The organism is Amycolatopsis sp. DG1A-15b (assembly GCF_030285645.1).
In the GTDB taxonomy this organism is placed as follows: Bacteria; Actinomycetota; Actinomycetes; order Mycobacteriales; family Pseudonocardiaceae; genus Amycolatopsis.
This window is the reverse complement of the sequence record NZ_CP127296.1, coordinates 194,822-210,176: the sequence shown is the minus strand read 5'-3', so window position 1 is coordinate 210,176 and position 15,355 is coordinate 194,822. Positions and strand designations below refer to the sequence as shown.

The 15,355-nt window shown below is 73.6% G+C and carries 12 protein-coding genes; 7 read left to right on the top strand and 5 right to left on the bottom strand.

Annotated elements, in window-relative coordinates; translation table 11 throughout:
- Positions 1 to 500: 500 nt before the first annotated feature.
- From pdxA to def, 5 genes are all read left to right on the top strand, one after another.
- The gene (pdxA, locus tag QRY02_RS01040) at positions 501 to 1,529 is read left to right on the top strand and encodes a 4-hydroxythreonine-4-phosphate dehydrogenase PdxA (protein ID WP_285989606.1); all 1,029 of its coding nucleotides are present in this window, start codon (positions 501 to 503) and stop codon (positions 1,527 to 1,529) included.
- Entirely contained in the window at positions 1,526 to 2,803 is a 1,278-nt protein-coding gene (locus QRY02_RS01035; protein ID WP_285989605.1) for an MFS transporter, read from the top strand. The genes pdxA and QRY02_RS01035 overlap by 4 nt, the downstream gene beginning before the upstream one ends.
- Positions 2,775 to 3,563: a DeoR/GlpR family DNA-binding transcription regulator gene (locus QRY02_RS01030; protein WP_285989604.1), complete on the top strand. Its 789-nt coding sequence runs from the start codon at positions 2,775 to 2,777 to the stop codon at positions 3,561 to 3,563. The genes QRY02_RS01035 and QRY02_RS01030 overlap by 29 nt, the downstream gene beginning before the upstream one ends.
- Positions 3,556 to 8,226, top strand: coding sequence for a DEAD/DEAH box helicase (locus QRY02_RS01025; protein WP_285989603.1), 4,671 nt, complete (start codon positions 3,556 to 3,558; stop codon positions 8,224 to 8,226). The genes QRY02_RS01030 and QRY02_RS01025 overlap by 8 nt, the downstream gene beginning before the upstream one ends.
- A 248-nt stretch (positions 8,227 to 8,474) precedes the next feature.
- Positions 8,475 to 8,975, top strand: a complete 501-nt coding sequence (def, locus tag QRY02_RS01020) for a peptide deformylase (RefSeq protein WP_285989602.1) — start codon at positions 8,475 to 8,477, stop codon at positions 8,973 to 8,975.
- A gap of 2 nt (positions 8,976 to 8,977) precedes the next feature.
- Here the strand turns inward: def and QRY02_RS01015 are convergent, their stop codons facing one another.
- The 4 genes from QRY02_RS01015 to QRY02_RS48790 form a co-directional block, all read right to left on the bottom strand.
- Positions 8,978 to 10,057, bottom strand: coding sequence for a GNAT family N-acetyltransferase (locus QRY02_RS01015; protein ID WP_502874181.1), 1,080 nt, complete (start codon positions 10,055 to 10,057; stop codon positions 8,978 to 8,980).
- A gap of 191 nt (positions 10,058 to 10,248) precedes the next feature.
- Positions 10,249 to 10,980 (bottom strand): VOC family protein, encoded by a 732-nt coding sequence (locus QRY02_RS01010; protein ID WP_285989601.1) that lies wholly within the window; start codon positions 10,978 to 10,980, stop codon positions 10,249 to 10,251.
- 58 nt (positions 10,981 to 11,038) lie between these two features.
- Positions 11,039 to 11,806 (bottom strand): maleylpyruvate isomerase family mycothiol-dependent enzyme, encoded by a 768-nt coding sequence (locus QRY02_RS01005; RefSeq protein ID WP_285989600.1) that lies wholly within the window; start codon positions 11,804 to 11,806, stop codon positions 11,039 to 11,041.
- Positions 11,796 to 12,446 (bottom strand): SAV_6107 family HEPN domain-containing protein, encoded by a 651-nt coding sequence (locus tag QRY02_RS48790; protein WP_285989599.1) that lies wholly within the window; start codon positions 12,444 to 12,446, stop codon positions 11,796 to 11,798. The genes QRY02_RS01005 and QRY02_RS48790 overlap by 11 nt, the downstream gene beginning before the upstream one ends.
- Positions 12,447 to 13,172: 726 nt before the next feature.
- On the opposite strand from QRY02_RS48790, the gene QRY02_RS00995 reads away from it, so the two are divergent.
- Both QRY02_RS00995 and QRY02_RS00990 read left to right on the top strand, forming a co-directional pair.
- The gene (locus QRY02_RS00995) at positions 13,173 to 13,685 is read left to right on the top strand and encodes a YbaK/EbsC family protein (protein WP_285989598.1); all 513 of its coding nucleotides are present in this window, start codon (positions 13,173 to 13,175) and stop codon (positions 13,683 to 13,685) included.
- Positions 13,682 to 14,254 (top strand): GNAT family N-acetyltransferase, encoded by a 573-nt coding sequence (locus QRY02_RS00990; RefSeq protein WP_285989597.1) that lies wholly within the window; start codon positions 13,682 to 13,684, stop codon positions 14,252 to 14,254. The genes QRY02_RS00995 and QRY02_RS00990 overlap by 4 nt, the downstream gene beginning before the upstream one ends.
- A gap of 18 nt (positions 14,255 to 14,272) precedes the next feature.
- Here the strand turns inward: QRY02_RS00990 and QRY02_RS00985 are convergent, their stop codons facing one another.
- Complete coding sequence (locus QRY02_RS00985) at positions 14,273 to 15,145, bottom strand: DMT family transporter (protein ID WP_285989596.1); 873 nt, start codon at positions 15,143 to 15,145, stop codon at positions 14,273 to 14,275.
- Positions 15,146 to 15,355: the final 210 nt, after the last annotated feature.

Genomic DNA, 15,355 nt, shown 5'->3' with positions numbered 1-15,355 from the left:
ACGGCGATCAAGGTGCACGATAGTTGCACAGTTCGCGTAACTCAGTTGACCGAAGTGCGCAAGACGGGAGGGTCGGATGCCGGAACTGCGACGCACCGGTGGTGAACCTGGGTACCCGGCACGCCTCGTCACCACACGCCGCCCAGGCGGTACGGGAAGCCATCGACCTCGTCGGGCCCGTCGAGCTCACGGTGAAACCCGTGGACGCGGTCGAAGCAGTCCGGCGCCGACCCGCCGGGATCGTCGTCTGCGACGCCACGACGAACCGGCACCTCACCACGGCCCGGCTCGCGGTGGATCTCGGTGGGCTCCGGGCCGTGAGAGGCCGCCCGATTGATGCCGGACAAGCACCGGATCGGCAGGCGCGACCGCTTTCGAGGGGCAGCGTGGCGAAGCCCCCGGCCCGAGGCGAAGCCCCCGGCCCGAGGCGAAGCCCCGGTTGTCACAGTCACCTGCCCGGAACACCTGAACCACGTCCTGGCCACCGGAAGGAATCACCCGTGAGCGACCTCCCCATCCTCGCCGTCACCCTCGGCGACCCCGTGGGCATCGGCCCGGAGATCACCCTGAAGACCCTCGCCGAGCCCGAGGCCCTGCAGATGGCGCACGGGGTGGCGGTGGGCGACGCGATCGTGCTGGAACGCCTGGTCCGGCACCTGGGCCTGCACCTGGAGATCAACCCGATCGCCACGGTCGCCGACGCGCGCTTCACCACCGGCGTGATCGACGTGCTCAACCTCGGCGTGGTCACCGAAGACCTCCCGTGGGGCGAGGTGAACGCGACCGCGGGCGCCGCGGCGGTGGGGGCGATCGAGGTCGCCACCCGGCTCGCGCTGGCCGGCGAGGTCGACGCGGTGGTGACCGCGCCGATCAACAAAGAGGCCATCTGGGCGGCGGGCTCGCAGCACCTCGGGCACACCGAGATGCTCGGCGAGCTGACCGGGTCGACCCGGTTCAACACGATGTTCTGGGTCTCCGGGCTGAAGATCTTCTTCGCCACGCGGCACCTCTCCCTGCGCGAAGCGATCAACCAGATCACCCGGGAAAACATCGAGCACGCGATCCGGGAGGCGTACACCGCGCTGGAAGTGTTCGGCACGGAGAAGCCGAGACTGGCCGTGGCGGCGCTCAACCCGCACGGCGGGGAGAACGGCAAGTTCGGCGACGAGGAGATCATCGCGATCGCCCCGGCGGTCGCCGCCGCGCGGGTCGCCGGGCTCGACGTGGTCGGCCCGATCCCCGCGGATTCCGTGTTCCACCAAGGGATCCAGGGCCGGTTCGACGGCGTGCTCTCGCTCTACCACGACCAAGGGCACATCGCGTCGAAGACCTACGACTTCGACGGCACGGTGTCGGTGACGGTCGGCCTGCCGATCCTGCGCACGTCGGTCGACCACGGCACGGCGTTCGACATCGCCGGCACCGGTCGGGCGTCGCACGGCACCATGCGGGCGGCATTCAAGGCCGCGGCCACCCTGGCGCCGTACGCGCGGAAGCTGCCGGTCATCTACCCACCGGGCCTCCGGTGATCCCCCGCAAGCGCTGGGCGTACGTCATCCCCGTCGCGGTGGTCATGTACATGCTGGCCTACCTCGACCGCACGAACGTCGCGGTGATCCTGCCCTACATCGGCGACGACTTCCCGTTGTCGGCCGGCGCGAAGGGGCTGGCGAGCGGCATCTTCTTCGTCGGCTACCTGGTGCTGCAGATCCCCGCGGCGGTGCTGGCGGCGAAGTGGAGCGCCCGCAAGACCGTGCTGATCCTGATGATCTCCTGGGCGTTCGCGGCGGTGCTCTGCGGACTGGTGCGGAACGAAACCCAGCTGCACCTGGCCCGGCTGCTGCTCGGGCTGTTCGAGGGCGGGGTGTGGCCCGCGGTGCTGATCCTGCTGGCGTCCTGGTTCCCGCAGGCGGAACGGGCGCGGGCGAACGCGCTGTGGATGACGTGCCTGCCGATCTCGGCGATCCTCATGTCACCGCTGTCCGGGTTCATGCTCGACCACATGTCCTGGCGCTGGGTGTTCGTCCTGCAGGGACTGCCACCGCTGGTGTGGGCGGTCGTCTGGTGGTTCGCGGTCGCCGACCGGCCGGCGCAGGCCCGCTGGATCTCCGCGGCGGAACGCGAGTACCTCGAAACGACCCTGAAGGCCGAAGAAGACGCGAAGCCGGCGTTCGCCAAGCAGGGCTACCGGCAGGCACTGGCGAACCGGCAGGTGCTGCTGCTGATCGGCATCTACTTCTTCTGGATCACCGGCTTCTACGGCTTCAGCCTGTGGTTGCCGTCGGTGGTGAAGACGATGACCGGCGGCTCGGCCACCTCCGTCGGCTTCCTGTCGGCCGTGCCGTACGTCCTCGCCCTGGCCGGGATGGTCGCGTGCGCGCACTGGTCGGACCGGACCGGCAACCGGCGGCTCGCGGTCACGGTGCCGCTGCTCGTCGCGATCGCCGGGCTGCTGCTGGGCAACCTCGGGCACTGGCCGGCGGCCGTGCAGCTGGGGCTGCTCTGCGTCGTGGCGACCGGCGTCTACATGCCGTACGGGCCGTTCTGGGCCATTCCCAGCCGGATCCTCGGCCTCGAAGTGGTCGCCGTGGCGATGGGCCTGATCAACGCGCTGGGCAACCTCGGCGGGTTCGCCGGTCCCTACCTGGTCGGCTGGCTGACCGACGTCACCGGCACCGCGACCACCGGGTTCGTCGTCTTGGCCGGATTCCTCGCCGTGGCCGCCGGGCTGGCGTTCTTCGGGCTGAAACCCGTGACTGTGGAAGGCTCGGCGCATGCCCCAGCCGCGACCAGGCACCCGTGATCGGCGCGCGATGCTCCTGGAGGCCGTCCGCGACGGCTCCGGCGGCATCGCGGAGCTGGCCGAAGAGTTCGGCGTCTCCGAGTCGACGATCCGCCGCGACCTCGCGTCGCTCGCCGGCGCCGGGCACGTCGTCCGCACCTACGGCGGCGCGCTGGACACCGAGCGCAGTCCCCTCGAGAAGGACCGGGAGCACGCGGCGGCCAAGGACGCCATCGCCCGGGAAGCCGCCGCGCTCGTCCAGGACGGCGAAGTGGTGCTGCTCGACGCGGGCACGACCACCGGCAGGCTCGCCCGGCACCTCGCCCACCGCGAGGGGCTGACCGTGGTGACCAACGGCGTCACGGCGATCCGCGAGCTCGCGGGCTTCTCCGGGATCGACCTCATCGTCCTCGGCGGCCGGCTGCGGCACCCCACCGAAGCGATCCTCGGCGAGAGCGTGCTGGCGCAGCTGCGGCATATCTCACCCGATCGGGTGTTCCTGGGCGCGGACGGCGTGGTCGCCGGCCGGGGGCTGTGCTGCCCGTCACTGGAGCAGTCCGTGGTCAAGCACGCGATGCTCCACGCCGGCGGCGAAGCGTACGTGCTGGCCGACCACTCCAAGCTGGACCAGGCCCCTTTTTCCTACTGGACGCCGCTGGACCGCGACTACCGGCTGATCACCGACGAGCCGAAGGTCGACGTCGTGTTCCCGCGGTTCGCCCAGAGCGTGATCGTCGCCGGGGCGCCGGAAATTGTCGGTGGTGCCGCGCATCATGAATGACGTGGCAACCGACGTGCTCGACCTCTTCTCCCCCGCGACCCGGGACTGGTTCGCCGGGGCCTTCGCCGCGCCCACCGCGGCGCAGGAAGGGGCCTGGCGGGCCGCGCACGCGGGTGAGCACGCCCTCGTCGTCGCGCCCACCGGGTCCGGCAAGACGCTGTCCGCGTTCCTCTGGGCGCTGGACCGGCTCTCGGTGGAGCCGCCGCCGGCCGAAGCGACGAAACGCTGCCGGATCCTCTACGTCTCGCCGCTGAAGGCCCTGGCGGTCGACGTCCAGCGGAACCTGCGGGCCCCGCTCGCCGGCATCTCGCAGGCCAGCCGCCGGCTCGGGCTGCCGGTGCCCGGGATCGAAGTGGGCATGCGGACCGGCGACACCACCGCGGCCGAGCGCCGCGCGTTCGGCAAGACCCCGCCGGACGTGCTGGTGACCACGCCGGAGTCGCTGTTCCTCATCCTCACGTCGTCGGCGCGGGAGTCGCTGCGCGGCGTCGAGACCGTGATCGTCGACGAGGTGCACGCCGTCGCCGGCGGCAAGCGCGGCGCGCACCTCGCGCTCTCGCTGGAGCGGCTGGACGCGCTGCTGCCGAAGCCGGCGCAGCGCATCGGCCTGTCCGCGACGGTCCGCCCGATCGACGAGGTGAGCGCCTTCCTGGCCGGCGGCCGCCCGGTGCGCGTGGTCCAGCCGAAGCTGGCGAAGACCATCGAGGTCCGCGTCGAGGTCCCGGTGGAGGACATGAGCAACCTCGACGCGCCGCGCAGCGGGCCGGCGCCCAGCCCGCTCGACGCGCTGGAGTCCCTGGAGTCGCTGACCGAAGCGTTCCCGCCGGGAAACATCGCACCGGGCGGCCTGGGCACCCTGGAAGAGATGGCCGGCAACCCCGTGCAGCGGCCGTCGATCTGGCCGGCGGTCGAGGAGCGGGTGCTGAGCCTGATCCGCGCCCACCGCTCGACCATCGTCTTCGCCAACTCGCGCCGGCTCACCGAGCGGCTCACCGCCCGGCTCAACGAGCTGGCCGTCGAGCAGACCGAGCTCACCCCGGCCGACGCGTTCCCGGCGGAAGCCGTCGGGCAGTCCGGCGTGAGCACCGGCGCCCCGCCGGTGATCGCCCGCGCCCACCACGGGTCGATGTCGCGGGAGCAGCGCACCCACGTCGAAGAGGCGCTCAAGTCCGGGCAGCTGCCGTGCGTGGTGGCGACGTCGTCACTGGAGCTGGGCATCGACATGGGCGCGGTCGACCTCGTGGTGCAGATCGAGGCACCGCCGACGGTGGCGTCCGGCCTGCAGCGGGTCGGCCGGGCGGGGCACCAGGTCGGCGCGGTGTCGTCCGGGGTGATGTTCCCGAAGTTCCGCGGTGACCTCGTCTCCTGCGCGGTCGTCGCCGAGCGGATGGCGAGCGGGGCGATCGAGGCGGTCCGCTACCCGCGCAACCCCCTGGACGTCCTGGCGCAGCACGTCGTCGCCATGGTGGCGCTGGAACCGTGGACGGTGCCGGACCTCGCGTCGCTGGTCCGGCGGGCGGCCCCCTTCGCCGCGCTGCCGGACGACGCCCTGCACGCGGTGCTCGACATGCTGGCCGGCCGCTACCCGAGCGAGGAGTTCGGCGAGCTGCGGGCGCGGATCACCTGGGACCGCATCGGCGGCGAGCTGCGCGGACGTCCCGGCTCGCAGCGGCTGGCCGTCACGTCGGGCGGCACCATCCCGGACCGCGGCCTGTTCACCGTCATGACCCCGGGCGCGGACGACAAACCCGGTTCGCGCGTCGGCGAGTTCGACGAAGAGATGGTGTACGAGTCGCGCGTCGGCGACACCATCCTGCTCGGCACGTCGTCGTGGCGGATCACCGACATCACGCACGACCGGGTCATCGTGGTGCCGGCGCCGGGCGAGCCGGCGCGGATGCCGTTCTGGAAGGGCGACGCGCCGGGCCGCCCGCTGGAACTCGGCCGGGCACTGGGGAAGTTCGTCCGCGAACTGTCCACTTCGGACGACGAAAAGGCGCGCGAGCGGGCCCGGGCGGCCGGGCTGGACGAGCGGGCGTGCGACAACCTCCTCGCGTACCTGACCGAGCAGAAAGCCGCCACCCGGCACGTCCCGAACGACCGGACGATCCTGCTGGAGCGCTACCGCGACGAGCTCGGCGACTGGCGGATCGTCGTGCACTCGCCGTTCGGCGCGCAGGTGAACGCGCCGTGGGCCCTCGCGATCGCCGCGCGCCTGCGGGAAAACCGCGGGGTGGACGCGCAGGTGGCGCACTCCGACGACGGCATCGTCCTGCGGCTGCCGGACGCGCTGGACGCCGACGGCGGCGAGGTGACCATCGGCGCGGACGACGTGCTGCTCGACCCCGAGGAGGTCGAGCAGCTGATCGTCGCCGAGGTCGGCGGCTCGGCCGTGTTCGCGGCCCGGTTCCGGGAGTGCGCGGCCCGGTCGTTGCTGCTGCCCCGCCGGGACCCACGGCGCCGGACTCCGCTGTGGCAGCAACGGCAACGCGCGTCGCAGCTGCTGTCGGTCGCGGCGAAGTACGAGCGGTTCCCGGTCGTGCTGGAGGCGATGCGGGAGGTCCTGCAGGACGTCTACGACGTCAGCGGCCTGCGCGAGCTGATGGCCGACGTCCGGTCCCGCAAGGTCCGGCTGGTCGAGGTCGAAACGCCGGCCGCGTCGCCGTTCGCGCGCAGCCTGCTCTTCGGCTACATCGGGATGTTCCTGTACGAGACCGACGCGCCGCTGGCCGAGCGGCGGGCGGCGGCGCTGTCGCTGGATTCGGGACTGCTGGCCGAGCTCCTGGGCACCGAGGCGATCCGGGAGCTGCTGGATCCCGAAGCCGTCGCCGAAGTGGAACGGTCGCTGCAGCGGCTCGATCCCGAGCGTCACGCGCGCTCGGCCGAAGACGCCGCCGACCTGCTGCGGTTCCTCGGCGACCTGACCGCCGAGGAGGCCGCGGAGCGCGGGATCCAGGCGGAGTGGCTCACGGAACTGGAGGCGGCGCGGCGGGCGATCCGGGTGCGGATCGGCGGCTCGGAACGATTCCTGGCGATCGAGGACGCCGGCCGGGTGCGTGACGCGCTGGGCACCGCGCTGCCGGTGGGCGTGCCCGAGGCGTTCACCGAACCGGTCGCGGACCCGCTCGGTGACCTGCTGTCGCGCTACGCCCGCGGTCGCGGCCCGTTCGCCGCGGCGGACGCGGCCGCGCGGTTCGGGCTCGGCACGGCGGTCGTCACCGGCGTGCTCGACCGGATGACCGGGGAAGGCCGCCTGGTGCGGGGCGAGCTGAGCCCGGTCGGCCATCCGGAAACCCACGGGGTCGGGGTCGAATACTGCGATTCGGCCGTGCTGCGCCGGCTGCGGCGGGCGTCGCTGGCGAAGCTGCGAGCCGAAGTCGAGCCGGTCGAACCGGCGGCGCTGGGCCGGTTCCTGCCCGCGTGGCACGGGTTCGGCGGCCGCGTCCGGGCGGCCCCGACGGCCGACGACGTCCTGTCGGTGGTGGAGCAGCTCGCCGGGGCACCGTTGCCGGCGAGCGCGGTGGAGTCGCTGATCCTGCCCGGGCGGTTGCCGGGCTACTCCCCCGCGCTGCTGGACGAGCTGACGACCGCGGGCGAGGTCACGTGGGCGGGCTGCGGCGCGCTCTCCGGCGGGGACGGCTGGATCGCCCTGGCCCCGACCGATGTGGCCGACCTGCTGCTGCCCGAAGTCGTCGAGGACATCCCGACCGGCCCGCTGCACGACGCCATCGTGTCCACTTTGGAGGGTGGCGCGCTGTTCTTCCGCCAGCTGGTGGACCGCGCGACGGTGCTGGTGGACAAGGCCCCGGCCGACGCCGAAGTCGTGGCGGCGCTGTGGGACCTGGTCTGGGCGGGCCTGGTCACGGGCGACACGCTGGGGCCGTTGCGCGCCCAGGTCGCCGGGCACGGCGCCCACAAGCCCCGGCGCCAGGCTCCCCGCGGCCGGTACGCACGGCTGCGGGCGGGGCGGCCCCAGATGCCCTCGCGATCCGGACCGCCGACGGTCGCGGGCCGGTGGGCGCTGACCCCGCCCCGCGAAACCGACGCGACCCGCCGGGCGCACGCGCGGACGGAGGCGTTCCTGGAGCGCCACGGCGTCCTGACCCGCGGCGCGCTCGACACCGAGCGCGTCACGGGCGGGTTCTCCGGGATCTACAAGGTGCTGCGCGGCATGGAGGACACGGGCCAGGTGATCCGCGGTTACGTGGTGGAGGGCCTCGGCGCGGCCCAGTTCGCGGCGAAGGGCGCGGTGGACCGCTTGCGCGCCCTGTCGGGCCCGGGCCGCCCCGCACCGAGCCGGCCGGTGGTCCTGGCGGCGGCGGACCCGGCCCAGCCGTACGGCGCGGCGCTGCCCTGGCCGGCGGCCACGGGTGACACGAAGCACCGCCCCGCCCGCAAGGCCGGCGCACTGGCCGTCCTGGTCGACGGGGTTCCGGCCCTGTATGTGGAGCGAGGAGGCCGATCCCTGCTGAGTTTCACGGAGGAGCGCCAGGCGTTGTCGGAGGCGGCCAAGGCACTGTCGGCCGCGGTCCGCGAGGGCTGGCTGGGCCAGCTGTCGGTCCAACGCGCGGACGGCGAGCAAGCACTGACCTCGGAACTGGCGGAGGTGCTCCAGGAAGCAGGCTTCCGAGCCACGCCCTCAGGCCTGCGGCTACGGGCCTGAGGCCGCGCTGCTGGTCGGGGCCGGGTCGCCAGCCGCAGGCCCGGCAGCTCGCCCGCACCTCCGCCTTGCTGCCGGAATCGATCCGCTGCGTGGCAATCCAGCCCGGCGCCGGCCATCCGCCACCAGCGCCGACTCGCCGCCGCGCGCCTTCGTGCGTCGCCGGGCGGGCCGGGTTGGCTATTCCGGCGCGACCTTCTTCCTCGCTGGCCTAAGCTGCCAGTCCGACACGCACGAAGGATGTTCTGCTCATGGCGATGCGCGAACTGCGCTATTTCGGGGACCCGATCCTCAAGTCCGTCTGCGACCCGGTCACCGTGTTCGACGAGAAGCTCGAGGCGCTCGTGCGGGACCTGGTCGACTCCGTCAAGCCCGCCGGGCGGGCCGGGCTGGCCGCGCCGCAGATCGGGGTGGGGCTGCGCGTCTTCAGCTATGACGTCGCCGGGCTGACCGGGTACGTCGTCAACCCCGAAATCGTCGAACTGTCCGAAGAAACGCACGAGATCAACGAAGGCTGCCTGTCGGTGCCGGAACTGTGGTTCCCCACCAAGCGGGCGAAGCACGCGAAGGTCCGCGGCGTCGACGTCCACAACGAACCCATCGAGGTCGAAGGCGAAGACGTGCTGGCCCAATGCCTGCAGCACGAGACCGATCACCTCGACGGCATTCTCTACCTCGACCGGCTCACCGCCGAGCGCAAGAAATCCGCCCTGCGTGAAGCGCGTGACAAGGACTGGTTCTGGAAGCGCTGAGCTCAGGCCGGCAGGAACATCCTCAGCCGCGCGCCGTCCTCGATGCTGCGTTCCGTGCGCAGACCGGCTCGGGCCGCCGTGCGGGGCAGGACGTCGTCGCCCGCCAGGCAGTCCGCGGACAGCTCCGTGATGCCCTGGGCCTCCGCCAGCAACGCGAGCCGCGCCAGCAGGGCCGTGCCGATTCCCTGCCGCTGCCAGTCGTCCTCCACCAGGAGGGAGATCTCGGCACCGCCTGAATTCATCGGGATGAGCTGGGCGAGGCCGATCACCTCGCGGCCGAAAACGGCGAGCACGCTCGTGCCGCGCGGAGGCACCAGCAGCCGGTGCAGGCGGCGGCGCGGGACCGTCCGCACTCCCGTGTGGTAGCGCCGGAACAGCGTGGCCATCGAGCACCGGCGGTGCAGTTCGGCCACCGCGTCGGCGTCGCCGGGGACGCCCTTGCGCAGGACGATCGCCGCGCCGTCCGGGCGGTCCAGGACCACCGGGCCGGCCGCGTTCCGGGCCGCCGCCGCGAGCAGGGTCACCAGCGCTTCGGCGCGGGTCAGCTCCAGCTGCACGAACGGCGCCCACTGGCGGCGCGCCACCAGCGCGCTGCCGCCGGCCAGCGCGAACACGGCCCGGTGCCCGCTCTCCGTGCGCGCCGGGTTCGCCTCGGCGGCGGGGACGAGCGTGACGACGTCCGCGGCCAGGATGTCCTTCAGCACTTCGGCGAGGCGGGCCGGGGCGTCGACCGCGCGGCGGGCCGCGAGCAGCGTCGACGCCGACGGGTCGACCAGCTCGTGGACGTCGGCGTCGATGATCGCCGTGCACTCGCAGCCCTCGGCGCGGATCGCGTCGGCCAGGTGCCGCCGGGGCAGGCCGGTCGCGGGGCGCAGCACGATCTCGTCGAGCACGCCGCCCGGCACCGGCAGCACGGACAGGCCGAGGATGTTGCACTCGAGGTCGGCGAGCCGGATGGCGATGCGGGCGAGGGTGCCCGGGTGGTCGTGCATCCGGATCCGCACCCGCCACGCCGACGGCACCGCCGTCTCCTCGGCGGCGACCGTCCGGACCGGCTGGGGCAACGCTCTGGAAGTCTCCATGCCTCCACGGTCCCCCGGGGTTGTTGCCGCCCCAGGACGCCGGTGTTTCGCGCAGATCAGCGTTCGACGCGCCCCGGCAACGCGGCCGAAACACCCAGCCCGGACCGCAACTCGGCCGCCGGCGTGACCGTCCGGCCGGTCGAGGTGCGTTTCCCGGCGATCCGGCGCCCCCGCCCGTCGGGAATCCCAGCTCAGCGCGGGGTCAGCACGCAGAACTCGTTGCCCTCCGGGTCGGTCAGCACCCGCCACGGCAACGCGGGACCGCCCAGGTCCGCCGGCGCCGCACCGGCCGCGACGACCTCCGTCACCGCCGCGGCGTGGCCGGCGTTCGCCGGGGGCGCGATGTCCAGGTGGACGCGGTTCTTGACCCGCTTGACGTCGTCGTTGCGCAGGAATTCCAGCCACGGTCCCCGGCCGGACGGCGCGCGCAGGCCCACCAGTTCGCCGCCTTCGCGGGCCTGGACCGGCCAGCCGGTGATCCGCGCCCAGAAGCCCGCCAGGAGCTCCGGTTCGTGGGCGTCGACCAGGATCGACGCCACCGCGCCGGTGTCCGCGTACCGCTCGCGGGGTTCGAGGACGCAGAATTCGTTGCCTTCCGGGTCCGCGAGCACCACCCAGGGCACGTCACCCTGCCCGAGGTCGACCCGGCGGCCGCCCAGCTCCACGGCGCGCGCCACCAGCTCGGCCTGGTGCGCCCGGGTCGTGCTCGCCAGGTCCAGGTGGATGCGGTTCTTGACCTCCTTGGGTTCCGGAACGGGCACGAAGACGAGGTCCAGGTCCCAGCCGTCGCTCTCCGGGGCACGGACGTCGACCTCGCCGGCCTCCTCGACGGCGACGTGCCAGCCGAGCAGCGCGGCCCAGAAGCCCGCCAGGGCATCCGGGCGCGCCGCGTCGATCACCAGGTTCACCAGGCGCGTGGTCATGCGCCGCAGGCTAACCGCCACCTCCGACAATTCCGGTTCGGCTTCCCCACCGGCCGGGTCATCGGGTCGCGAGCCGCAGCAGTGCCCAGAGCTGGGCCGCCTGGTCGTGCACGCCGCGCACGGTCACCGAGGTCAGGGACGCGCGGCCCCAGAGCCACAGGTAGACCTGCGCGGGCCTGGCCGTGACGACGTCGTCCGCGGCCTCGGCCTCCTCGGCCGAACAGCGCCAGGCCTCCGTGGTGACGGGCCCGGCCCGCGCGATCCAGCTGTGCGCGCCGGTCCGGACGCCGACCGAGCCCGCCTTCGTGCCGGTCAGGCCGAGCATCGGCAGCTTCTGCCCGAACCACAGGGTGAGCACCTCGTCGATGCCGTCGATCGCGACGTCGTCGGGCACGCCGTGCGGCTCCGCGCCCGCCGCCTGCTCGACGTCCACCCGGTGGACGACCGTCTCGTGCAGCATCCGCCGGCGCCAGAACCCGTAGGTCCGGTCCGCCGGCCACCAGGTGTCGGCGCGGTCCTCGGGGTCGTGGGCGGCGAGCTCGTCGAGCAGTTCGGTCAGGCCCGTTTCCAGGAAGTCCTGCAGGCTCTGGCCCGGCTCGGGGTCGCGCGGCCAGTCGTCGGGGCTCCGGCCGTCGGTCAGCCGGCGCCGGACCAGCCGGTAGAGGCTCCCGACGTGCCGGGCGACCTCGCCGAGCGACCAGCCGGGGCAGGCGGGCACCGGCGCTTCGGTCGGCGCCGCGTGCACCGCTTCGGCCAGCAGCCTGCCTTCGATTCCCAACGCCGTGAGCAACCGCCCCTGGTCGACCGGGCCGTGCTCACGCGACATGGGCTTCCCCGGTGATCGGCAGGCCGTGCACGAGACGGCGGACGAGTTCCAGGAACGGCGTGGCGGCCCCCACCAGCCCGGCGGCCGACTCGGCGGTGACCTTCCCGGTGATCCCGGCCTGCGCGGCGGCGCGCGTGGCCGAGTTGCTGGCGAAGAAGGCCGACCACTCCCGCAGCTCGGGGGCGACGGAGTCGAGCAGCACCCAGGTGCTGGCGGGACGAGCCCGCCCCCGGTGCGGCCGCCCCCGAGCGGCGAGCACGGCGGCAGCACCCCTGAGGGCGGCGAGGTAGGCACCGATGAAGCGTTCGGCGGGCCGGGTTTCCTGCGCGGCCTCGGCGAGCCCGCGCCGCGCCTGCGCGAGCAACCCGGCGGCGGCCGGAGAAGCGGGCGGGCGCAGGGACATGGGCAGCTGGGACTGGTCGGACCCGGCCCCGGGCGGCCGCAGGGACAGGGGCAGTTCGGACGGTCCATCGGCGCCGGCCGGGGTCGGCACCGGCGCTTCGGGAGCCGGCAGCTCGGAGTGGCCGGACTCCGCCGGCGAGGACACGACGGGCGGCTGCCTGGACTCGGCAAGGGTGACCGGCTCGGTCCGGCCGGAGTCGACGCCGGCGGTCACCGGCCGGGCAGCGGAAGACGCCACTCCCGACCGCCCGGACTCCCCCGAAGCCGACAGCTCGAGCTGCCCGGACTCCGCACCCGTAGGCGACTCAGGGCGGCCAGCGCCCGCGCGCGCAGGCCGGGCCTGCTCCGGGATCGCCGGGACCGGAAGCGGCAGCTCGGACTGCCCGGCATCCGCCGCGCCGCCCGCCGGCTGAGCCTGCGCCGAGCCCGCAACAACCGAAGATGAAGGTCGCAGCGAACCCCGCAACCCCGAATCCGCCTGGGCACCCACCGCCCCAGACTCCCCCGAACCCGCGGCAACCGAAGACGAGGACCGCTGCTCGGCATCCGCGACCCCCGCGGCCGAAGTGCACAGGGCGATCGGCAGCTGAGGCTGGCGGGCGTCCACCGCCGATGCGCGCTGGTGGGGCTCGGCCGGCGCCGACAAGCACTGGCGGGATCGCCCGCGCCGGGTTCCGGGCGGGGCCGGCTGCGGGCGCGGCGACATGGGCAGCTCCGGCTGCCCGGGATCCGTGGGGGACACGACCTCGACGGACATGGCGACCCTCCTCCTGCGCGGGTGAGCCCGGCGGGTGTCCGAAGCCGGGACGGCTCCGGGCGCCTGATCGGTACGCGCTCACCTGATGTCGAACGCCTGTTCGAACAATTTCCAGAGTAACCCCGGACCCGCTGCCCGCTCAACCCCAGGGGGCCGATCCCCGGACGTGTGCGGCACACCAGGTCGGTGGCGTGATCTCATAGGTTCATGAGTTCGCTGGAGCACCCCGCCGTCGCCAAGGTGGCGGCCGCGCTGGCCGAAGCCGGACAGCACGCCGCCGCCGAGGGCATCCGTGTCCTGCCCGCCGAGGTCCGGACCGCCGCCCAGGCGGCCGAAGCACTCGGCGTGCCCGTCGGGGCCATCGCCAACAGCCTCATCTTCCGCCTGGGGTCCGACAAAAAAGCGCTCCTCGCGCTGACGTCGGGCGCCCACCGCGCCGACCCGGGCACGCTCGCCCGGCTGGCCGGCGGCGAAATCGCCAAGGCCGACGCCGATTTCGTGCGGGCGCACACCGGGCAGCCGATCGGCGGCGTCGCCCCGGTCGGGCACCCCGAGCCGCTGCCCACCCTGGTCGACACCGCGCTGCGCGCCCACGACGTCGTGTGGGCCGCCGCCGGGCACCCGAAGGCCGTGTTCCCCACGACCTTCGCCGGGCTGGTGGCGTTGACCGGGGGCACCCCGGGCGCGCTCGCCGGCGCGGAGGAAGATGGGCAGCCGTGACCGCGATGCCCGCCGGCTGCTCTCGCTACGTCCAGCTCTCCTCGGACGAGTTCCGCGCCCGCCTGCCCGAAGCGCTCGACATCTACGTCCGGGCGATGCGGTACCCGGCCGGCACCGCCGAGCAGCGCGCGCCGATGTGGCTCACCCACGCGCTGCGCGAGGGCTGGCGCTGCATGGCCGCGCTCGACGCCGACGACGTCCTGCTCGGCGTGGCCTACGGCTACCGCGGCCGCGCCGGGCAGTGGTGGCACGAGCAGGTGCGCCACGGCCTGAGCCGCCGCTCCGGGGCCGCCGAGGCCGACCGCTGGCTGTCGGACTACTTCGAGCTGACCGAGATCCACGTCCGGCCGGAGAACCAGGGCCACCAGATCGGCGAGGACCTGCTACGCGGCCTCCTGGACGGCGTCCCGAGCGCGAACGTGCTCCTGTCGACGCCCGAGGGCACGAGCCGGGCGTGGAAGCTCTACCGCCGCACCGGCTTCGTCGACGTCCTGCGCGACTACCACTTCGCGGGCGACCCGCGGCCGTTCGCGATCCTGGGGCGGGAACTGCCCCTCGACCCGCGCTGAGCCGAGGAGCAGCGTTCCTCAGCGTGGCTCGGGCCGCCAGTAGCCGACGCCCAGCGCCGCGACCAGCACGCCGGCGCCGCACCACGCTGTGACGCTCAGCCGTTCACCGAGCAGCGCGGCGGACAGCACCGCGGCCGTCAGCGGCTCGAGCACCGCCGAGAGCGAGCCGAGCACGGGATGCGCGTCGGCCAGGCCCCGCAGGTACGCGGCGTACGCGAGCGCGGTCGGGATCGCGCCGAGGTAGCCGACGATCGCGAGGACGTCCGCGTGCAGCGGAATCGCCATGCCGGACCAGCTCGCGACCGGGACGAGCAGCAGACCGCCGGCGAGGCAGCCGAACGCCGTCGTCGACAGCGGCTCCAGGCCTTCGACCGGCTTCGCGGTGACCAGCGTCAGGGTCGCGAAGCCCGCTGCCGCGAGCAAGGCGCAGCCCAGGCCTCCGAACGAGAAGGCTTCGCCCGGTGACCACTGGAGCAGCACCAGGCCGGCGAGGGTGCCCGCCACGGACACCACCGTCCACCGACGGAGTTTCCGCACCGACGCGAGGGTGACGAAGACGGGCGCGGCACCGATCGTCGTCATGGTCGCGACGCTCACCGAGCTGAGCGCGACGGCGGCGAAGTAGCTCGCCTGGAACAGGGCGAACAGCCCGCCGACGGCGAGGATGCGCCGGACGGCTTCGGGAGTGCGCGGGAAGGTGCCGCCGGTCAGGAGGACGAAGAGGGTGGCGACCCCGCCGCCGACGAGCAGGCGGTAGTCGGCGACGGCGAGCGGGTGGAGGCCGGCTCGCCGGCCGAGCAGCGAGCCGGCGAGGCCGCCGGTGCCCCAGAGGACACCGGCGAGAACGAGCGCGGCCGACGATCGGGCGCGCGTGGGGAGGACAACGGACATGAACGCTCCTGCGTCTGCGTCGAAGGAAAGGGAATTCGACGAACGCGGGGCGGTGCGCACCACGAATCAGCCGCGGGCCTTGGAGGCCACGCGGCGAGGGACCACCCCGCTCAGCCGCGAGGCGGTGGGGTGACGAAGAGGATTCGGCGCACGGGAAGCAACTTAGCGGCGCACGCAGGCCGATGCGACCGGGTTTTTCCAAGGCCTGTT